Source organism: Flavobacterium sediminilitoris (assembly GCF_023008245.1).
Lineage (GTDB): Bacteria > Bacteroidota > Bacteroidia > Flavobacteriales > Flavobacteriaceae > Flavobacterium > Flavobacterium sediminilitoris.
Genome location: NZ_CP090145.1, coordinates 1971165 through 1992010 on the forward strand (window position 1 = coordinate 1971165; position 20846 = coordinate 1992010).

General features: G+C 30.3%; 15 protein-coding genes and 1 pseudogene. 5 read left to right on the forward strand and 11 right to left on the reverse strand.

Annotated features, from left to right (window positions below; translation table 11 throughout):
* Positions 1–11 precede the first annotated feature (11 nt).
* On the reverse strand, positions 12–341 hold the full coding sequence (locus tag LXD69_RS08890; protein WP_045967621.1) for a MerR family transcriptional regulator: 330 nt from the start codon (positions 339–341) through the stop codon (positions 12–14).
* Positions 341–1318 (reverse strand): M23 family metallopeptidase, encoded by a 978-nt coding sequence (locus LXD69_RS08895; protein WP_045967622.1) that lies wholly within the window; start codon positions 1316–1318, stop codon positions 341–343. The genes LXD69_RS08890 and LXD69_RS08895 overlap by 1 nt, the downstream gene beginning before the upstream one ends.
* Before the next feature lie 285 nt (positions 1319–1603).
* Between LXD69_RS08895 and alaS the strand changes: the two genes are divergently transcribed.
* Entirely contained in the window at positions 1604–4216 is a 2613-nt protein-coding gene (gene alaS / locus LXD69_RS08900) for an alanine--tRNA ligase (RefSeq protein WP_246914657.1), read from the forward strand.
* A gap of 255 nt (positions 4217–4471) precedes the next feature.
* On the opposite strand, the gene LXD69_RS08905 is transcribed toward alaS, so the two are convergent.
* The 3 genes from LXD69_RS08905 to LXD69_RS08915 form a co-directional block, all read right to left on the reverse strand.
* The gene (locus LXD69_RS08905) at positions 4472–5407 is read right to left on the reverse strand and encodes a ketopantoate reductase family protein (protein WP_246914660.1); all 936 of its coding nucleotides are present in this window, start codon (positions 5405–5407) and stop codon (positions 4472–4474) included.
* Positions 5408–5482: 75 nt separating this feature from the next.
* Positions 5483–6064, reverse strand: coding sequence for a Crp/Fnr family transcriptional regulator (locus LXD69_RS08910; RefSeq protein ID WP_045967627.1), 582 nt, complete (start codon positions 6062–6064; stop codon positions 5483–5485).
* A gap of 11 nt (positions 6065–6075) precedes the next feature.
* Positions 6076–6684, reverse strand: a complete 609-nt coding sequence (locus LXD69_RS08915; RefSeq protein WP_045967629.1) for a MarC family protein — start codon at positions 6682–6684, stop codon at positions 6076–6078.
* Positions 6685–6868: 184 nt separating this feature from the next.
* Between LXD69_RS08915 and LXD69_RS08920 the strand changes: the two genes are divergently transcribed.
* The 3 genes from LXD69_RS08920 (at position 6869) to LXD69_RS08930 (ending at position 9315) form a co-directional block, all read left to right on the forward strand.
* Positions 6869–7627: a hypothetical protein gene (locus LXD69_RS08920; RefSeq protein ID WP_246914664.1), complete on the forward strand. Its 759-nt coding sequence runs from the start codon at positions 6869–6871 to the stop codon at positions 7625–7627.
* A gap of 88 nt (positions 7628–7715) precedes the next feature.
* Positions 7716–8672 carry a GSCFA domain-containing protein gene (locus LXD69_RS08925; RefSeq protein ID WP_246914667.1) on the forward strand — a complete coding sequence of 319 codons (957 nt, stop codon included), beginning with the start codon at positions 7716–7718 and terminating at the stop codon, positions 8670–8672.
* Positions 8673–8685: 13 nt separating this feature from the next.
* On the forward strand, positions 8686–9315 hold the full coding sequence (locus LXD69_RS08930; RefSeq protein ID WP_246914670.1) for a DUF4230 domain-containing protein: 630 nt from the start codon (positions 8686–8688) through the stop codon (positions 9313–9315).
* Between the two features lie 92 nt (positions 9316–9407).
* On the opposite strand, the gene LXD69_RS08935 is transcribed toward LXD69_RS08930, so the two are convergent.
* From LXD69_RS08935 to LXD69_RS08955, 5 genes and pseudogenes are all read right to left on the reverse strand, one after another.
* The gene (locus LXD69_RS08935; protein ID WP_246914673.1) at positions 9408–9716 is read right to left on the reverse strand and encodes a rhodanese-like domain-containing protein; all 309 of its coding nucleotides are present in this window, start codon (positions 9714–9716) and stop codon (positions 9408–9410) included.
* Between the two features lie 64 nt (positions 9717–9780).
* Positions 9781–11538 (reverse strand): aromatic amino acid hydroxylase, encoded by a 1758-nt coding sequence (locus LXD69_RS08940; RefSeq protein ID WP_246914676.1) that lies wholly within the window; start codon positions 11536–11538, stop codon positions 9781–9783.
* A 150-nt stretch (positions 11539–11688) separates the two neighbouring features.
* Positions 11689–13062, reverse strand: coding sequence for an RCC1 domain-containing protein (locus tag LXD69_RS08945; RefSeq protein ID WP_246914679.1), 1374 nt, complete (start codon positions 13060–13062; stop codon positions 11689–11691).
* Positions 13063–13212: 150 nt separating this feature from the next.
* A pseudogene (locus LXD69_RS08950) lies at positions 13213–13583 on the reverse strand (IS982 family transposase); the annotation flags it as partial.
* Between the two features lie 580 nt (positions 13584–14163).
* A complete protein-coding gene (locus LXD69_RS08955) occupies positions 14164–17418 on the reverse strand; it encodes a T9SS-dependent choice-of-anchor J family protein (protein WP_246914682.1) in 3255 nt (1084 codons plus the stop codon).
* A gap of 125 nt (positions 17419–17543) precedes the next feature.
* Here LXD69_RS08955 and LXD69_RS08960 point away from each other — a divergent pair, with 125 nt between their 5' ends.
* Positions 17544–17702, forward strand: coding sequence for a hypothetical protein (locus LXD69_RS08960; RefSeq protein WP_246914685.1), 159 nt, complete (start codon positions 17544–17546; stop codon positions 17700–17702).
* A 187-nt stretch (positions 17703–17889) separates the two neighbouring features.
* Here the strand turns inward: LXD69_RS08960 and LXD69_RS08965 are convergent, their stop codons facing one another.
* On the reverse strand, positions 17890–20829 hold the full coding sequence (locus LXD69_RS08965) for an AsmA-like C-terminal region-containing protein (RefSeq protein WP_246914688.1): 2940 nt from the start codon (positions 20827–20829) through the stop codon (positions 17890–17892).
* Between the last annotated feature and the right edge of the window lie 17 nt (positions 20830–20846).

The window sequence follows — 20846 nt, forward strand, 5'->3', positions numbered from 1 at the left end:
AATTGTTGTTTTTAAAGTTGATTTTTAATATTTAATAATTGTGTTCTTATTGATTCTAATTTTCTAATAATTTCAAATTTGTCTAAGGTTTTCTTTTGACCTTCTTTAAGGTGTATTTTAGCTCCTTCCAGAGTGAAACCTCTTTCTTTTACTAAGTGAAAAATTAATTGTAAATTTTTCACGTCTTCGGGTGTGAATTTTCTATTTCCTTTTGCATTTTTTTTAGGTTTTAAAATATCAAATTCTTTTTCCCAAAAACGAATTAAAGATGCATTTACATCAAAAGCGACAGCAAGTTCGCCAATACTATAATATAATTTATCAGGTAAATTAATATGCATTAGTCTAAAGATTGATTTTCTTGAGTTGCTAATTTTGAAATAGCTACATATTCTTCGGCTGAAATACTGCCATAATAAAAATTAATAGGATTTACTTTTTCACCATTCTTTATTACTTCATAATGGAGGTGAGGAGCTTCACTTCGCCCTGTGCTTCCTACATAACCTATAATGTCACCACGTTTTACTTTTTGACCAGGACGACAATTGTATTTGCTTAAATGGGCATACAAAGTTACATAACCATATCCGTGATTTATTTCTATATGATTTCCATAGCCAGAAAGTGAATTATCTGCTTTTAATACTACACCATCACCAGTTGCATATATAGGCGTTCCAGAAGGAGAAGTAAAATCCATTCCGTAATGAAATTTTCTAATTTTTGTAAAAGGGTCACTTCTATAACCATAACCAGAAGCCATTCTTTTTAAATCTTCATTTTTTACAGGCTGAATTGCAGGGATTGCAGCTAATAATTTTTCTTTTTGTTTTGCTAAAGTTACAATTTCATCAAGTGATCTAGATTGAATAACTAACTCTTTTGTTAATTGATCTACTCGTTTAGTAGTATTAATTACTAATTCAGAATTGTTATAGCCTTCTAATGATTTATATCTATTTACGCCACCAAATCCTGCCTTGCGTTCTTCCTCACTTATAGGTGTAGTGTTAAAATAAATACGATAAATATTGTTATCGCGCTCTCCTATAGCATTTATACCTTCACTCATTAAATCCATTTTCTTATTCAAAAGTGTATAATTAAGCTTCATGTACTCAAGTTCACTTGTTAATAACTTATCTTTTGGAGTCTCAAAATAAGGAGTGTTTATCAATAGAATTAAACACAAAAAACCAAATAATGCAGACGATAGTAAGAATAAAAAAAGATAACCAAATTTTTTACGACGTTGAGGTTTAATACGTTTATATGCTAAATTTTCAGAATCGTAATAATATTTTACTTTAGACATGTTTTAAAATTACTATTTTTGCACCAAACTGGATGGTGTTTATTGATTATACGGACAAATTTAAAAAATGTTTCATTCAAATCTATTTTTTATCTTTAAAACTTAAATATTTAATTTTTTACAGATGAATCTAATTGATATAGAAATAAATTTGAGACATAATAAATTAAATGAAGTTAATAGAAAAACAACGGAAATAGTTGGAATATATAAGTATAAGTAAAAAAAGTCCATTAGTCTTATCAAGAATTTAAAAAACATATCAGAAAAAAATAAATAGTAATAATGAAATCACAAGACATTAGAAAAGCGTACTTACAATTCTTTGAAAGCAAAGGACATTTAATTGTTCCTTCTGCACCTATTGTGCTAAAAGATGATCCTACCTTGATGTTTAATAACTCAGGAATGGCTCAATTCAAAGAATATTTTTTAGGAAACGGAATCCCTAAAAGTAAGCGTATAGCCGATACACAAAAATGTCTTCGTGTTTCTGGAAAGCATAACGATTTGGAAGACGTAGGTTTTGATACTTATCATCATACTATGTTTGAAATGCTAGGAAATTGGTCTTTTGGAGATTATTTTAAGAAAGAAGCATTAGATTGGGCTTGGGAATTTTTAACCGAAGTTTTAAAGCTAGATAAAGATCGTTTATATGTTTCTGTTTTTGAAGGAAACCCATCAGAAAATGTACCATTTGATCAAGAAGCATTTGATATTTGGAAAAAATATGTGCCAGAAGATCGAATTATCTTAGGGAATAAAAAAGATAATTTCTGGGAAATGGGAGATCAAGGACCATGCGGACCATGTTCTGAAATTCATATCGATTTGCGTTCAAATGAGGAAAGAGCTAAAAAATCGGGTCGTGAGTTAGTAAATGAAGATCATCCTCAAGTTGTGGAAATTTGGAACAATGTATTTATGGAGTTTAACCGTAAAGCAGATGGTTCTTTAGAAAAATTACCAGCACAACACGTAGATACAGGAATGGGATTTGAACGTTTATGTATGGCTATGCAAGGTGTTCAATCAAACTATGATACTGATGTTTTTACACCGCTTATTAGAGAAGTTGAAACCATTACTAATACAAAATATGGTTCAAATGAAAAACAAGATGTAGCTATTCGTGTTATTGTCGATCACGTTCGTGCAGTTGCATTTGCTATTGCTGACGGACAATTACCTTCAAATAATGGAGCTGGTTATGTAATTCGTAGAATTTTACGAAGAGCTATTCGTTATGGTTTTACATTTTTAGACACAAAACAACCTTTTATCTATAAATTAGTGGAAATATTGAGCAATCAAATGGGTGAATTTTTCCCAGAGATTCAATTACAACGCAATTTAGTTAGGAATGTAATCAAAGAAGAAGAAGCATCTTTCTTAAGAACACTAGATCAAGGTTTAATCTTATTGGATAATGTAATCAATACTACTAAAGGGACTGAAGTTTCAGGAAGAAAAGCATTTGAACTATATGATACCTTTGGTTTTCCGATAGATTTAACAGCGCTTATTCTTAGAGAAAAAGGCTATACATTAAATGAAAAAGAATTTGATGTAGAACTTCAAAAGCAAAAAGATCGTTCTAGAGCTGCTTCAAAAGTAAAAACAGGAGACTGGGAAGTGTTATATGATGATGATGTAGAAGAATTTGTTGGATACGATACAACTACAACTAATGTAAAAATAACACGATATAGAAAAGTAGAAAACCAAAAATTAGGAGAAATGTACCAATTGGTTTTCAATTTAACCCCTTTTTATCCTGAAGGAGGAGGGCAAATAGGAGATAGAGGATATATTGAAGGAGCAAATGGAGAAGTAGTATATATTGAGGATACAAAAAAAGAAAACAATGTAATTATTCATTTTACTAAAACATTACCTCGAAAATTAGATGCTATATACAATGCAGTAGTTGATAATAATTTCAGAAAAAATGTATCGAGTAACCATACAGCAACTCATCTATTACATCAGGCATTACGTACCATTTTAGGAACACATGTAGAGCAAAAAGGATCATTAGTAAGTAATAAATATTTACGTTTTGATTTTTCTCATTTTACTAAAGTAACAGCAGAAGAATTAGAAGCTGTTGAAGATTTTGTAAATGCAAGAATTCAAGATCAATTGCCATTAATTGAGCGAAGAAATATTCCATTTCAACAAGCAGTAGATGAAGGAGCAATGGCATTGTTTGGGGAAAAATATGGCGATACGGTAAGAGCAATTAAATTTGGTAAAAGTATGGAGCTTTGTGGAGGTATTCACGTGCAAAATACTTCCGATATTTGGCATTTTATGATAACATCTGAAAGTGCAGTAGCAGCAGGTATAAGAAGAATTGAAGCTATTTCAAATGATTTTGCTAAAAACCATTTAATGGAACAAAACAATTTATTAGGAGAAGTTAAAGAAGTGTTGAAAAATCCGCAAGATGTTTTAAAAGCAGTAGGTTCATTGCAAGATGAAAATACAAAATTAAAAAAACAAGTGGAGCAATTGTTGAAAGATAAAGCAAAAGGCTTAAAAGGAGAATTAGAAGCACAAATTCAAGAAATAAATGGAGTTAAATTCTTAGCTACACAAGTTGATTTAGATGCTAATGGAGCAAAAGATTTAGCTTATGAATTAGGAAATAATGAAATCAATTTATTCTTAGTTTTAGCTACAGCAAATGAAGATAAGCCTATGTTAACTTGCTATATTTCTAAAGAATTAGTAGCAAATAAAGGTTTAAATGCAGGTCAGGTAGTTCGCGAATTAGGAAAATACATTCAAGGAGGAGGAGGAGGACAGCCTTTCTTTGCAACTGCTGGAGGTAAAAATGTAAATGGAATTGCAGAAGCTTTGGAAAAAGCAGTTGATTTTGTGAAATAAGAAATTGTAGCCTATATTCTTAAAAAACTAAAAAACCATTTTGAGCAATCAAAGTGGTTTTTTTATAGCAATAAAATATTATTTTATTGCTATTTTGGTAAGAAAGTTAAAATAACAATGTTTAATTCTTGAATACTAATCATTCTTAGATTTTTCTTTAAACAAATAAGGTAATTAAAAGGTGATTATATCTTTTCTTCTTGTTGATGGAGTTGAGGAAACTTAAATTTATTTGTTAAAATGAATTAGTGAAATTTATAACTTCTCTATAATTTCATTATAAATAGTTTGTGTATGCTGGGTGTTTATATTATATGTTTTACCATAGTTAATAATGGCACCAGCGAACAAATTGAGTTCGTTATTTTCTTTGTTTGTGTTCACATCCAATTGAAGTGAAGTAGGCGTAGAAGGTGGGAATGTTTTAGCTTTTACAAAAGTAGCTGCTATAACATCATTAGCTAAAGGGATGTTTTTCATTTTAGCAATTTTTTCAATTTCTTGCATTATTTCTGTAGCTCTTTGTCTTAATACTTCGTTTTCACAAACATTACCTATAGGTTGATTGTAGCGAGCAGTGACTAATCCGAAACTAGCGATAAACATAAATTTTGTCCAAATGGCTGGGAATGCATCTTCTTGGAAATCGATGATGGCTCCACTGTTTTCTAATATAGAAATTACCCATTGAATGTCTTCATGAGGATAATTGGGGTCTTTGCCTAGTACAATTTTTCCAGTGATTCCTTTGTGTTCAATAATCCCTTTTTCTTTAATATGGGAAGCTACATAAACACAAGCGGGTAAAATGGTGTTGTGAGTTATAATTTTCCGAATACGATCGTAAATATCTGCTCCATTCATCAAGGGAAGTAGAATTGTTTTTTCGTTGATAACCGAAAGTAATTGTTTGCAAACGTTTTCTAAATCATACTCTTTCACACATATTAGAATTAAATCAGGTTTTTTTATTACGCTAATATCCTCAATAATTGCATCAGGTTTTGTAACATTGTTTTTGTGTTCAGGAGAAAGTAATGTTAAGCCTTTCCTTTTTATGACTTGATAAGTTGTTTTTCGAGCTAAAAAAGTAATATGAAAAAGTGAGTTGGTATTTGCTTCATTAATTTTAAAACCGAAATAGCCACCAACGCCTCCAGTACCAATAATAGTAATGTTTTTTATATTCATTAGAATTGTTTTAAAAATTAGTTACAGCAAATATCCAAACAAATATTTTGCAGTCACTTGTCAAATGAAAAGAAATTAAAGTGTAGTAATTTTTTTTCTAATTCTGCTCAATGAAGTATCGGTAATGCCTAAGAAAGAAGCAATTATTTTTAGGGGAACATTTTGAAAAATAGCAGGTTGTTTTTTTAATAAATTAAGATAACGTTCTTCAGCAGTATCTTTTGCCATTTCTAAAACTCTATCATGTAGTTTATAATAATTAACAACAAAAAGCATTCTGCTAAATTCTCTAAATTCAGGAATAGAGTGAAAGTTTTCTTGCACTGTTTCTAAATCGGTTAGCCAAAAAGTACAATCGGTTAAGGTTTCATAATTCTCTTTGGTAGGCTGTTCTTTAAAAAAGGAAAGAAAATCATTAACAAAGCAAGGAGCAGTAAAAAGATTCGTCGTTATTTCATTTCCGTTAGAGTCAAATGTGTAGGAACGAACATAACCTGTTTCTAAGAAATAGGTTTTATTGTTAATTCTATTTTCAGCTAATAAAAGTTCGTTTTTTTTCAGTGAAAACGATTTAAATTTTCTAGTAATTTGATGAACAATATCATCTTCAATTGGAAATAAGGAATGAAAGTATAAGTTTAAAGTTTCTTTGCTCATTATTTATTATCCTATAACATAAAAAAAGCCTTTAGTCCACTTAAAATACTTTGAACAGCATAAGAAGCTAAAATTAATCCCATTATTTTACTAATAACAGTTATTCCATATTCTCCTATTTTCTCCTGTACATAATTAGCCACTAAAAGTAATGACATAGTAATTCCTATGACAACTAAAACCAATAGAGATGTAATAGCTTGTTGTTGTATCGTATAAATATGATTATCAGTCATTAAAACAACAGCCATTATAGCACCAGGCGAAGCAATTGAAGGAATCGCTACAGGGAAAATGGTAACATGTTTATAATCTTTGATTAAATGTTTCTCCGTTTCTGGTTTTCCATCTCCAAAAATCATCGTTAAGGCAAATAAAAATAAGATAACACCACCTGATATTTGAAAAGCATCGAGAGATACTTCCATTCCTTCTAGTATTAATTGCCCAATTAGAATAAAAAAAAGTAAAACAGAAAATGCAATTAAAGAAGCTCTAATGGCTACTTTTTGTTTTTCTCTTTTATCGAAATTTTTTGTAGCTTCTAAATAAACAGGAATAGAACCTAGCGGATCAATTACAGCAATTAAAAAAAGTAGAGTAGTGATTATTTCTGCCATTTTGTGTTTTTAAATACTTGTTTTTTGGGCTGTCAAAAATAAAAATCATTATTCCAAATATAATTATTATTATGTTAAAAATAAGAGGAGCTATAAAGTAATGTAGTAATATGTTCTATTTACAAAGAATAATTTGTTGTAACTATTTATTTTTTACTTTATTTGTAAAAAAATAAACACAAAAATGAAAAAAATTTTAACACTAGTAAGCGCAATTGCGTTGGTTTTTACATCATGTTCAAAAGATGATGATTCTGTAGTAGATGAAGCTGAAAACATTCTTTTAAAAAAAACAATCCTTACTGAAGGAGGAAATACAGAGACTTATGATTGGACTTATGATGGTAATAAACTTGTGAGTAATATTTCTAATGACGGTTCAAAACTCTTATATACTTATACAGGAGATTTATTAACAAAAATAGAAGAGTTTGACGGTGCGTCTTTAGAATTTACTACGAATTATTTTTATAATAATGGGAAATTAGTTTCTATGGAAGAAATTTCAACAGGTAGTTCTCAAAAAGAAAGAACTGACTATACTTACAACTCTGATGGTACAGTTTCTTTTACTAAGTACGCTATAGTGATAGCAACGAATGCAACGAGCACAATTAATAATGGGAAATTATTTTTTGCCAATAATAATGTTATTAAGAGAGAGGAGATTAGTACCTATTCAACTATAACAACAACATATTTGTATGATGATAAGAAAAATCCATTTATGAATGTTGTTGGACTTGATAAGTTGTTTGATGAACCAAGGTCTTCAAAGAATAATGTAGTTAAAGAAACTGAAGTTGTTGAAAATACTTCTGGAGGAACTACCAATACTTATATTACTACAAATGTATATACTTATAATGCGAATGGTTACCCAATAACAGTTGTTGAAACTCAACAATCAGGAGATGTAGCTTCTTATCAATTGCTTTATTAATATTTTAAAGAAAACAAACAGTAAGAAACCCAAGACCAAGTGTTTTGGGTTTCTTTTTTATTGTTATTTTTGATGAAAATTACCTTGTATGCAATTTCGTACTCGAATTCCCATTTTACAAAATAAAACCCAAATCAATTATCAATCAAAGATTATTGCTTTAGGTTCTTGTTTTGTAGAAAACATAGGAAAAAAAATCGATTATTATAAATTTCAAAATACTGTAAATCCTTTTGGCATTATTTTTAATCCAATATCGTTAGAAAAGGTAATCGTAAGAAGTATTCAGAAAGATTATTTTAAAGAAAAAGATATTTTTTTTCATAATGATTTATGGCATTGCTATGAAGTGCATTCTGAACTGTCTAATCCCAATAAAGATTTTTTTTTAAAACAATTAAATGCATTAATTGATGATACTAATGTGCAGCTTAAGCAAGCGACACATTGTATTATTACTCTAGGAACTTCTTGGGTATATCAATATAATGAAACGAAAGAAATTGTTGCCAATTGCCATAAAGTTCCTCAAAAACAATTTTTAAAGCAATTGTTATCTATTGATGAAATAGAAAAAAGTTTGAAAAATATTGTGTTTTTAGTTGCTTCTGTGAATCCGAATTGTAGTTTCATTTTTACCGTTTCACCAGTGCGACATATTAAAGATGGTTTTGTTGAAAACAATGTTAGTAAAGCGCATTTAATTAGTGCAATACATAATTTGCTGAATACTGAACACTTAAAACGAAATACTAACTACTTTCCTTCCTACGAAATTGTGATGGATGAGTTACGTGATTATCGTTTTTATGCTGAAGATATGTTACATCCTAACCAAGTAGCTATCGATTATATTTGGCAACGATTCAAAGAAACAGTAGTTTCAGAAATAGCATTTCTAACTATGGATGAGGTTGAAACAATTCAAAAAGCATTATCACATAGACCTTTCAATCCTAATTCTTCAAGTCATTTGAAGTTTATAGAAAATACACAAAGGAAAATTAGTAATTTGCAAGCGAAATTTTCGTTTATTCAATTTTAAAAAATATCTGTTTATGAGCTTATTTAATCGTTTGTCTGAAATAAGAAAATGGGTTGTACTCATTTTAATAGGGTTAGTATTATTTTTTGGATACAAATATTTTACGAGTACAACAGAGACTTCTTCAATAGAATATGATACAAATCTTATTCAAACACAAATTAAAAACGTAGGTAAACTTGTGGTAACAGAAGGTCATTTTGCTGAGGTATTAACTTATAAAGACCGAAAAGAAACGTATATTCCTGGTTTAACTTTTGATAAAAAGGCTTTAGTAGTAATCAATGCAGATGTAACGGTAGGTTTTGATTTAAGCAAAGTAACATATGATATTGATGCCAAAAATAAAATTTTAACGATTACCAATGTCCCAAAAGAAGAAATAAAAATTAGTCCGGATATAAAATATTACAATACTGAATCAAGTACTTTTAATGAATTTACAGGAGAAGATTATAATAAAATTAATAAAATAGCAAGAGAAAATCTAGCTAAAAAAATTGACAAATCGACTTTGAAAACGAATGCTAAAAATCGTTTGTTGTCTGAATTGGCAAAAATGCTAGTATTAACAAATTCTATGGGTTGGACATTACAATATAAAGGAGATGTTATTGAATCAGAGAGTGATTTAAAATTATAGTTGAAATATTTTCTTGTTTTTATTTCATAAAAAAACCACATACTAGATCTTTTTATCGATTAAAATATGTGGTAAAATTAAAAATTATCGTTCTATAATTTACTTTGTAAACTTTCCCAGCCGCCACCATTAATACAATCAATGCCATGTTTTTTTAAAATGGAAGTGGCTTGACCGCTTCGCATTCCAGATTTACAACAAGCAATAATTGGTTTGTTCCATTCTTTAATCTCGGTTATATGGTCATGTAAAACTTGTAGTGCAATATTTTTAGAGCCATCAATATGTCCGTCAACAAACTCTTCAGTTGTTCTTACATCTAAAATAATGGCATCTTTTGCAATAAACTCTTTTATCTCATTTGATGAGTTTCCTAATCCTAATATATCTAAAATTCCCATAATTAACTATTTAATGCAACAAATATAAATGGTATATGTAAACATATTTGTAACAATAGTTACTTTAAGCTGTTGCTGATTCTAAAAAAAGTTCTAAACCATTATCAATTAAATGACCTATTTCGGGTCTATTTTGTTTCACAATAGCTAAATGATTCACTACTTTATTTAAGAAATCAATATTGTTTTCTTTTTTGGCTAATTCGGCAATTTCTACGCTTAATAACCAGTCATTTTTATGATTTCTAGCTACTATTTCAAATATATTTTCAATAGTTTTTGTAGCATTTTTACCTTCTCTTAAATCTCTTACGTTTTTATATAGATTTTCTAATTCTTGTCTTTCAACTGATGATTTAGATTTTATAGTAGTAGAAGATGGAACGTGTGTAATCATGTCAAAGCTATTTACATCTGCTGGCCCACTAAAAGCAGAAATTACTTCTTTTCCTATAGCCATATCATAAATACCCCATTCTGGTTCAAATAAAATAGTTCCGTTATGAGAAACAGTACAGTTTTTTAATTTTATTAATAAAATTTCACCACGTAAATTGCGTGTACCTGTAATAATTTCACCCGAAACTACAATGTTTCCTTCAAACTCTAAAATTACTTTCTCTGTTTCGTAGATATCATAAGCCCTTAAATCTCTAGGACTCATGTCCTCAATAGCTAGGTTAATACCTTTTAGCATCCCTATTGGGCTACCAAAACCTTCTGCATGATATTCAGTTCCATGACCCACTAATTCTTTTTCTCTATATGAAAGTGCTGTGTTCCCTGTAGTTTGTACATAAACAGGTTTACCTTCATGTTCAATTACATTTGAAAACACACCTGAAATTTGTAACCCTGTGCTTAATTCTACTGTTCCAATAGAATTTGAATCGATTAATTTTTTAATTCCCGATAATCCACCAGTGCGTACTGCCATTTTATTTGCAAATTCTTCTAAAACCAAATTCAAATGTGAAAAACTAGGTGTTACATATAATTGTGGTTGTGGTTTTGTAATATCAAAACTTTGATCTGCGGCTGAAATATCGTAAGGAATCTTTTTTACATTATCTGTCATACACCATGTGCTTTCTCCAATAGAAGAAAGTAGGCCTGCACCATATATTTTAGGATTATCAACTGTTCCTATTAAACCATATTCAACAGTCCACCAATGTAAGTTTCGAATACGAGCCATTTCTGATAATGGTCCTATATTGTTTTGTAAATAATCTACTCGGTCTTCTGCTGCTTTTATATCGGTTTCAGGAGTTCCTTCTGCTTCCTTTAAAATAGAAAGTAATCGAACTGCTTCATACATTTCATAATCATGTGAAGATGAAATAGCTTTAGAACCTATTTCGCCAAAGCGTCGTAAGTATTCTGCATATTCTGGATTAGCAATAATAGGAGCATGTCCAGCACCTTCATGAATAATATCTGGAGCAGGAGTATATTCTATATGTTCGAGTTGACGAATATCAGAAGCAATTACTAATACATTATACGCTTGAAATTCCATAAAGGCATTCGGAGGAATAAAACCATCCACAGCTACAGCAGCCCAACCTATTTCTTTTAAAATACGGTTCATGCCATACATGTTTGGAATGTTTTCTATTTCCAAACCTGTTTTTTGTAAACCTTCCAAATACGATTCATGTGCTACTTTTGAAAGATATTCCACATTTTTACGCATCACATAACGCCACACCGCTTGATTAATAGGTGTATAATCCTTATAATCTTGTGGTTTTATAAATTGTTTTAAATGTTTAGGCAGTTTGTCTATTAAAGGGTTGCTTTCAAAATGGGTTTCCATATTTTACATGAATTATTTGATTGTAAAATTACGAAATTTTAGCTTGATTTTTTCTAATGAAAACGAACATTTTTGTTAAATATGTGATAATTGATTGAGATTTTAAAAATAAGGGATTCTTAATGTGATTCTGGCTTAAGAACTGTTTTTTTATTTCTTTAAAAATTTCTGTTGATATAAATTACCTTCTTTAGTTTGTATCATTAAAACATACATTCCAGTAGGAATAGTAGCAACATTAATTGCTTTTTTGTTTGAATCGATTGTTCCAGTTATCACTTTTTGACCTATTGTATTTATTATTTCATATGAGGATCCTTCGGTTATATTTCCAGACCAATTTAAATGATTTTCAGTAGGATTTGGGTAAATGGAAATGGCATTATTTTCAAAATTTGGAATAGATAAATTAATACAATCAATAATCAATACTGGATTTGCAGTGGAAACAGTTGAACCATTTCCTAACCAGCCTAGGGTATTAAATCCCCAGCCCCATAGAGTGTTGTCTTCTTTAATTGCAAAAGAAATTGAATATCCTGCGGCAATACTTTTCCAATCCATATCAGTGCCTACCTGAACAGGAGAAAAATTATTTGGGATTAATAGTTGTCCTTCTATCCAGCCATAGGAACCCCAATGCCATAAAGTGCCATCTGTTTTTATTCCTAACGAATGATAATTACCAGCTACAATATCTTTCCATTGACTATTTCCTATTTGTGTAGGTATTGGACGATTTGTAATGGTTCCATCTCCTAATCTGCCATTTTCATTATTTCCCCAAGCCCAAAGAGAACCATTACTTTTTAAGGCTAAAGTATGCTGTGAACGTGCTCCAGATACTTTAACCCAATCAGAATCTGAACCTACTTGGGTAAATTCATTAATAAAACCTTGCATTGTAGTTCCAACAGAGCCATAGGAATTGTTGCCTCTTCCCCACAAAGTACCATCGTTTTTGATACCAAATGTCCTAAAATAACCAGCATATATTTTATCCCAATCGGTATCTGTACTGATTTGAACGGGTGTTGTAAATGTGGCTGGATAAATAGAAAAATCAAGTAGTTCATTAGCTTGATTATTTCCCCATCCCCAAAGGGTTCCGTCATCTTTTAAGGCTATTGAATGTAAATTTCCTGCTGAAATAGCCGTCCAATTGTTTTCATTTCCTAGTTGTGTTGGTGCGTTATTGGTAGTGTTAGTGCCATTACCTAATTGACCTAAATCATTATTACCCCAAGTCCATATTGTGCCATTATTTTTTAATCCAGCGGAATGTAAACGTCCATAAGTCAGTATATTCCAATCAGATTGTGTGCTAAATAGAACGGGGCTATCTTCACTTGTTACAGTGCCAATACCTAATTGACCGTAATCATTTTTTCCCCAATTATAAATAGTCCCATCTGAAAGTACTACAGATACGGTATCGTCTGAACAAGTAATGCTTTCTACACAGTTTTGAGCAGTAAGAGCATAAGAAAACAAAAGAAAGGCAAAAAGTAATTTTTGGGACATAGTGTGTTTTTTGATTAAGCAAGATACAGTAAATGTAAAAAATATATATTTTTAAAAGGACTATAATTAGTATATGCTTGAAATGAATTAGAATTCGATTTTTTGAAATGCTATTTATTACGACCTTGTTAAAGAATGATGAGTATATAGTTAACCCGTTGGGCATAATTGAATTATTTGGTTTTTAATATTATTTATAGGTCTATCAAGTATAAATTTGTTGACATATTGAATCAATGTTAAAGTTGTTGTTTTTGCTAAAATTCTGATTTTAAAATCTTGAAGAGTTTTGGTATAATTTTTTCTGATTATGAATTGGTCACATAATTAAGAAAAAATGTTTCAATTCTTTTTTGTGATTTTCTGAAAATATAAGGTTGGCGTTTATTGTTTTTTTTATTAATCCTCATTGGAGTTTCTAATTTTACTTTAACACTCTGAAATAAATCCAATTGATTTTGGCAAGCAACACACTGTTGTTTTGTGTTTTTTAGAAAATGTAAATCATGTACTTCTACTTTGTATAATATTCTTGCTAGAAAACAAATAGCTTGTAAAAATTTTGTTAGTCTTCTCTATTATTTGTAAAAAGCTGACTTGCTTTTGATTGGTATATTTTGCTATATTTTTAATGTTTATTATCAGTTGTGGCATTTTGTTTAAAAAAAATAGAATGCCACGTTTTTTGTGACAAAGTGAAATAATTTTTTAAGATTGTCACAGAAAGTGTGTCAAAACAAAAAAATAAAAAAAAACGACACAAGTTTTTTGAAGAAACTATAAAGGAATTGTATTATAATAAAAAATAACCTGTTGGGTGTAATTAGTTTTTGATAAGCTTTTTTTGTCAGTTAAAGTGAGAAGCATATTAAAAATATTAAATTCATTATAGAGATTCTGGATGCACATCATTTCGAATATGAAGCGTATCGAGAATTTACTCCATTTCATTATATAAAAATCACTCGAACTGAGGTCTTTGATAATTGCACCCAATGAGTTAAAAGTATGAAGAAATAGATTATAGTTGTTTAAAATTAGTCATAGAAAAAGCCTTGTCAATTTAATGACAAGGCTTTTAAATAATTAGAAGAGTTAAGATTATTGTTTAATAACCTTTATTGATTTTACAACATTGTCAACGGTTACATTAATAATGTAAGCACCTGATGTTAAATCAGACATATCTATTTGTGTTGCAGTATTTCCAATTTTTTTAGTTATAACTTCTTGTCCTAATAAATTAAGTACTTGTACAGATGTTATAGCTGAAGTATATGATAGATTTAATACATCTTTAACTGGATTTGGATAAGCTACAAAATTAGCAATATCAAAATTAGCAGTAGATAAAGAAGCGTCAACAGTAAATTTATAATCTTCAACTTCTCCTCGTCCAGACGAGAATGAACAAGCAGTGTCGTCTCCAGGATTAGAATCATTGAAGTCAATCATTACACGCATTCTATAATCACCATCAGCAACTCCAGAAGGAACTGTTATAGTACCTGTGAAAGGACCATTACCATAGCCAGTGGTGCTATAAGCTACTTCAGTTGTGTCAAATATTAAATCGTTATTCCAGTCTATCCATATAGCACAACCAACAGTACCAGATACTATTGCTACGCTAAAATCTACAGTTGCTCCAGGACCCTGACTTACACTCATAGTATTGTACATGTCGTCATAATTTCCTGTTGAAAAACCAGAAGAAGCGTGATCTATATTAACAGCACCATTAGTAGTGGTAAAAGTATCAATATAGGTAGATGAACTTGTCCCTGAAGGAATACAATGTCCTGTGTAGAATGTAAATGGACCACTCCAGCTACTTAAATCACCACCACCACAATCGGCTTGTACATAAAATTCGTAAGAAGTATCAGAAGATAATCCTGATAGTGGATGAGGGTTAGTAGTAGTTCCAGTAATCATAGTTCCAGTCCCTTGAGCAAATCCAGTTGTTCCCCACTCAATGTTCCATGTAGTAGCTGTTCCACCGTCAGTCCAACCTAGATCGGCTGTAGATTCAGTAACATTAGTTGCTGTTAATGCCAATGGCTCAGGACATGATGGAATTGCTTCCCAAACTACATCATCAATTGAAATATAATTATAACTAGAAGAATATTCTACCTTTATAGCAAAATGTTCATCAGCAGATACAGTGTTAAAATTAACAGTTTGCAATGTATGTGTAGTTGTTAAAGGAATAGTGGTAATAGGTGTAAATGTATTAGGGTCATTTGGGTCTCCCATTCTACCTACTGTTGCAATATTAGAAGAGCTTCCTTCTACATAAAATCTTAACTGATGTGTCCCATTTTGCATGTCTGTAAGTAAAGGAGATACTATATAATGTGTAGCTGTTGTAGAACCACTATTTCCAGATCGTAAAGCTCTTGATCCTGTATGAGTATCTGAAGAACTAACATAAGCATATCCACTTGAACCGTTTAAATTAAAAGACCAACATTGTGGAGCGCTACTAGTAGCATAAGACTCAAAACCTTCAGTGAAACTTCCAAAGTAATCACACTCAGTAGCAAAAGTATATGGGCCACTCCAGCTACTTAAATCACCACCACCACAATCAGCTTGTACATAGTAGTCATAAGATGTAGATGGATTTAATCCTGTTTTATTAAATGAATTAGTAACACCCGAATCTGTTGCTGTTCCTGTAGGTGTAGATCCAGAACTAACAACTTCAACATTGTATAATGAAGCAGATCCTGCTTCTACCCAACTTAATATTGCAGCTGTAGTTGTCATAGCAGAAGCTGTTAAAGCAGAAGGTGCAGGACATGAAATTAAAGTAGTGAAAGATAAAGGCCCAAACCAAGCACTTGTATCGCCACCACCACAATCGGCTTGTACATAAAATTCGTAAGAAGTATCAGAAGATAATCCTGATAATGGATGAGGGTTAGTAGTGGTTCCAGTAATCATAGTTCCAGTCCCTTGAGTAAATCCAGTTGTTCCCCACTCAATGTTCCATGTAGTAGCTGTTCCACCGTCAGTCCAACCTAGATCGGCTGTAAATGCAGTAACATTAGTTGCTGTTAATGCCAATGGCTCAGGACATGATGGAATTGCTTCCCAAACTACATCATCAATTGAAATATAATTATAACTAGAAGAATATTCTACTTTTATAGCAAAATATTCATCAGCAGATACAGTGTTAAAATTAACAGTTTGCAATGCGTGCGTAGTTGTTAAAGGAATAGTGGCAATAGGTGTAAATGTATTAGGATCATTTGGGTCTCCCATTCTACCTACTGTTGCAATATTAGAAGAGCTTCCTTCTACATAAAATTTTAAACGATGTGTCCCGTTTTGCATATCTGTAAGCAAAGGAGATACTATATAATGTGTAGCTGTTGTAGAACCACTATTTCCAGATCGTAAAGCTCTTGATCCTGTATGAGTATTTGAAGAACTAACATAAGCATATCCATTTGAACCGTTTAAATTAAAAGACCAACATTGTGGAGCGCTATTAGTAGCATAAGACTCAAAACCTTCAGTGAAACTTCCAAAGTAATCACACTCAGTAGCAAAAGTATACGGGCCACTCCAGTAACTTAAATCACCACCACCACAATCAGCTTGTACATAGTAATCATAAGATGTAGATGAATTTAATCCTGTTTTGTTAAATGAATTAGTAACACCCGAATCTGTTGCTGTTCCTGTAGGTGTAGATCCAGAACTAACAACTTCAACATTGTATAATGAAGCAGATCCTGCTTCTACCCAACTTAATATTGCAGCTGTAGTTGTCATAGCAGAAGCTGTTAAATTTGTTGGTTGAAGGCAAGTAGGAGGAGTATCATTTACAAAATCGTCAACAGCAAGATGGTATTTATCTGTTCCAGTAGCTCTAATAGCAATGTAAATAGTTTGGCCATCATAAGCTGTTAAATCAAACTCTTTTTTTGTCCAGCTATTACTTGCAATTTCACTTGCTTGTAAGGTAATAGAAAAATCAGAATCACTAGTATTTGTAGTGGTAGATAATAATACTTCGTATGGTTCTAAAAATGTAGAACTCAATGATTTAATATAAAATGAAATTCTGTCATTTAAACCTGCTGTTACAGCAATAGCAGGACTAATCAAGTAATCATCATGAGCTGTTGTGTTAAATACGATTCTAGCAACGTTTGTTCCTGAATGCGCACCAGTACCAATATTAGTGATGTTCCATTCATTTGATCCACCTTGGTTAATAACAGACCAGCCTGTAGGTAAATTAGTACTGGTATCAAAGTTTTCGGTAAATTGAGCATAAGATTGACACCATAGCGTCAATAGTATGAAACACATTAAAGTAGTTTTTTTCATTTTAAAAAATAATGTTATTTAGTTAATAAAGCGTAAAAATAACTATTAATATTAATTAATAATGAAATTTTAAAACTAATTTTTTAGGAAATTGATAACGAATCTGATTGTAAAAAGAAAAAAACATGATTTTAGAATTTCAAAATCATTTTGATGTCAAAATCATTGCTGCACAATCGGTAGTTTTTTCAGTAATTATTCGATTATTTTTTTATGATTTTAAATGTAAAGAAAGAGTTTTTATAGATTTATATGTTAATGGAGTAATTAAGTGGTGTTTGTAATTATTTTTTAAACTGGAATATTAAAATTATATTGTACTGATAAATTAGGTAATGGATTTAATATGTTTATAGTGAAACGGGGTAGCTTGTTGTATAGTAATATAAAGGATAACTAAATAAAATAAAAACGTTCTAGAACATAAGCTTTAGAACGTTTTTTAGTGTGTTATATAAAAATTAATCCTCTTTAATAGGGTAAATTAATCTTTTTTTTAGGAACACTATCGCTTTCTTTTTTTAGTGGTAGTGTGTTTTGTTTAATGCTATCGTTTTCTTTTTCCAATGGCAATATATTTTGTTTAATACTATCATTTTGGATTACTGGAACAATAACAGCAGTAGAATCTATTATGACATTAGGTTTTGTTATTCCTATAGAATCAGTAGGAGTTGTAAGTGGTGTTACACCATCTTCATAAATGGTTTCTTCTAAATCTTCCGATTTTTTGCCTAATTGAATTTTAGGATTGTCTTGTGTTCCTGTTACTTTAATAGGAATACCAATAAGTCCAAGAGGAGGTAATCCTAATCTCATTTTTAAATTGAGTTTTCCATCTAAACTAGTCTGTCCTCCAAACCGTAAACGAAAACCAGATACTTTAAATTTGAAACGCTCTACAGTAAGTAAATTGTTCTTAATGGTTGATTTTATATCAACTTCACTTACATCTGGGTCTTTAATGTCGGGATTATTTGTTTTTTGTGAAACAACATTCATTATTTTAAATCCTTTCATTTTTACTTTTTTTACTGAAAGTATTCCATTTCCTTCTAATGAAGGGAAAACAGGTTCCATATTTTTATTAAGTATTCCTTTTATGGTATAGTCTAAAGAGATTATTCCTTCCGCATTTTCAGCAGCAGTAGCTATCTCTCTAAAAAGTTTAATTTCATTGTACGCTCTTTTAATATCAAAATCATTAGCTTTTATAGTATAATCAAAATAAGCTTTTTCTTTTCCTTCATTTCGATAAGTTCCTTTCATTTTTGCAGTCGCACCTACAATTCCAAGTGTACCATTTGAGAGTGTTATTGTTCCTTTTTGTAAAGCAATAAGTCCATTTAAATTAGTTATAACAATGTCGTCATATTGTGTTTTTTGAGCACGAGTTTGAATTACGACATCTAAATTTGTCGGCACCTCAATAACACTAGGAGTTGTAATAACAGTATCATCTTCTGTTTTTTGAGTTGTTGCTGGAATAAATTCGTTAATGTTTAAATATTGAGAAGCTAAATCAAATGTTCCTTTTATGGTTTCCTTTTCGGATAAAATAAAATTAATTACATTTAAAACATAACCATTCATGGTAATATCTGATTGTCCATACTTTCCATTAAAATTAGAAAAGTTCATTTTATCTTGATTGAATGTAAAAAGACCTTTTTCAATAAGAAAGGGTTTTGCTAAATAGTCACTTGTTGTTACAATATTTTCAAGCTCAAGTGTTCCGCTATTTTTTAAGTTTTTAATGTTTCCATTTGTAGCATCACTTTGTTTTCCACTTAGCGAAACATTTGCTTTAATCATTCCGTTTAGATCTAATCCTTTTTGGGAAAAAACTTTATAAATAGGAGCGAGGTTTAAAATTCCATTTGCTTTAATATCGTATTCAATATCATCAAAATTTTTGAAAGAAGCAGACATGTTGAAAGGTTCATTTTCAAAAGTAAAAGTAGCAGGAGTTAATGTAAAAGTCGCATCTTTAAAAGCAACAGTAGGACAATTTAATTGAGCTTGTATATTAATGTTTTCAATAGGTTTTGGATAGTATGCTGTTTGTATGGAACCATTTGTTAAAGCAAATTTTCCTTTAGTTATAGGGAAAGTATGTGCTATTTTGTCATAATTACCTTTTGCTACAATATCACTATCTAGTTTCCCCGCAATTTTAAGGTTAGGAATTTGAAGTGCATTGGAAAGAAAATTTAAATCGAGATTAGATTTTATTTTTGTATCAATTTGCATGCGTTGCCCAAAGCCATCTGATTTTAAAATAGCACTTAGTTTGTTTTCGTTTACATTAAAATACAAAGAATCTAATTGAATTTTTAACTGATTGATGTCTAAGCTAGGTAATTTAGTATCAAGATTTAGGTATATATCTTTAACAGGATAAGGTCCTTTTTGATGTTTAACATAGCCATCTCGTACTTTAATATTGAAATTTGCATTTGGATTTTCATTGGTTGAAGCAATATATTTTCCTTTCAAAGTAAAATAAGCATCTGTTTTACCTTTCATTTGTGTTTGATTCATCCAAGTAACATATTCTGAAGGTAAAGCTGTAAATAAATCTTCTAAATTACTGTTTTCAGTTTTCAGTTTAAAGTCCATTTCATATCCATTCGCTAGAAAGTTGAAAAAACCACTAAATTCTACAGGTAATTTGTTAATAATCAAATCGTTTTTTTCAAAAACAAAAGCCAGTGAGTTTGTGTTAATTCGAGTAATTAAATCGGCTTGTACTTTTTTGTTTTTCAGGTATTCATTTTTGTCATAAGCAAAGCTTAAGCTGTCAATTTTTGCTGTAGTTTTTAAACTAAAGTTAGATTCTAATAAATTTCCTTTTCCTTTATAGTTGAATCCTTTACCTTCAATATGTATTTTAGCAGAGGCATCATCATAAATAAGATGACTTCTATTAATTTGTATGTCTTTAAGTTGAAGTGATGCTGAAGATTCATCGTTCGATTTTATGGTGTCGCTCGATTTATAAATATTATAATTTGCTTCTCCTTTTGTATTTACTTGTATGTTAATGGTAGCTTCGTTTAAATAGATTTCATCAATTTTAGTTTCACTTCCAAAAAGTAAGCTAGGAATATCAATACCAAAACCTATTTCTTTAGCTGCTACAAGTGATTGTTCTTTAAAAGGAGCAGAACCATTTAAATTAAATTCGTTTAAAGTTAAGGTTAAAGAAGGGAAATGTTTAAAAAAAGATAAGTTTGAATCATCAAAATTTAATTCTCCTTCTAAACTTTCGTTTGCTAATGTTTTTACTTTTTCAGTAATAGTATCAGCAAAAATTATAGGTAAAACGATAAGTAATAATAGTGTAATAGCTATTGAAATTCCAGAAATTTTAAGAATTTTAAAAAGTATTTTTTTACCTGTTGCCATAGCGTATAAAAGATTTT

What these genes read in the sequence shown, in the direction of transcription:
- LXD69_RS08910 (WP_045967627.1), bottom strand. Translation starts at nt 6,064, where the DNA reads ATGAGCAAAGAAACTTTAAACTTATACTTTCATTCCTTATTTCCAATT.
- LXD69_RS08895 (WP_045967622.1), bottom strand. Translation starts at nt 1,318, where the DNA reads ATGTCTAAAGTAAAATATTATTACGATTCTGAAAATTTAGCATATAAA.
- LXD69_RS08920 (WP_246914664.1), top strand. Translation starts at nt 6,869, where the DNA reads ATGAAAAAAATTTTAACACTAGTAAGCGCAATTGCGTTGGTTTTTACA.
- alaS (WP_246914657.1), top strand. Translation starts at nt 1,604, where the DNA reads ATGAAATCACAAGACATTAGAAAAGCGTACTTACAATTCTTTGAAAGC.
- LXD69_RS08930 (WP_246914670.1), top strand. Translation starts at nt 8,686, where the DNA reads ATGAGCTTATTTAATCGTTTGTCTGAAATAAGAAAATGGGTTGTACTC.
- LXD69_RS08965 (WP_246914688.1), bottom strand. Translation starts at nt 20,829, where the DNA reads ATGGCAACAGGTAAAAAAATACTTTTTAAAATTCTTAAAATTTCTGGA.
- LXD69_RS08955 (WP_246914682.1), bottom strand. Translation starts at nt 17,418, where the DNA reads ATGAAAAAAACTACTTTAATGTGTTTCATACTATTGACGCTATGGTGT.
- LXD69_RS08905 (WP_246914660.1), bottom strand. Translation starts at nt 5,407, where the DNA reads ATGAATATAAAAAACATTACTATTATTGGTACTGGAGGCGTTGGTGGC.
- LXD69_RS08890 (WP_045967621.1), bottom strand. Translation starts at nt 341, where the DNA reads ATGCATATTAATTTACCTGATAAATTATATTATAGTATTGGCGAACTT.
- LXD69_RS08960 (WP_246914685.1), top strand. Translation starts at nt 17,544, where the DNA reads ATGATTTTAGAATTTCAAAATCATTTTGATGTCAAAATCATTGCTGCA.
- LXD69_RS08945 (WP_246914679.1), bottom strand. Translation starts at nt 13,062, where the DNA reads ATGTCCCAAAAATTACTTTTTGCCTTTCTTTTGTTTTCTTATGCTCTT.
- LXD69_RS08940 (WP_246914676.1), bottom strand. Translation starts at nt 11,538, where the DNA reads ATGGAAACCCATTTTGAAAGCAACCCTTTAATAGACAAACTGCCTAAA.
- LXD69_RS08925 (WP_246914667.1), top strand. Translation starts at nt 7,716, where the DNA reads ATGCAATTTCGTACTCGAATTCCCATTTTACAAAATAAAACCCAAATC.
- LXD69_RS08935 (WP_246914673.1), bottom strand. Translation starts at nt 9,716, where the DNA reads ATGGGAATTTTAGATATATTAGGATTAGGAAACTCATCAAATGAGATA.
- LXD69_RS08915 (WP_045967629.1), bottom strand. Translation starts at nt 6,684, where the DNA reads ATGGCAGAAATAATCACTACTCTACTTTTTTTAATTGCTGTAATTGAT.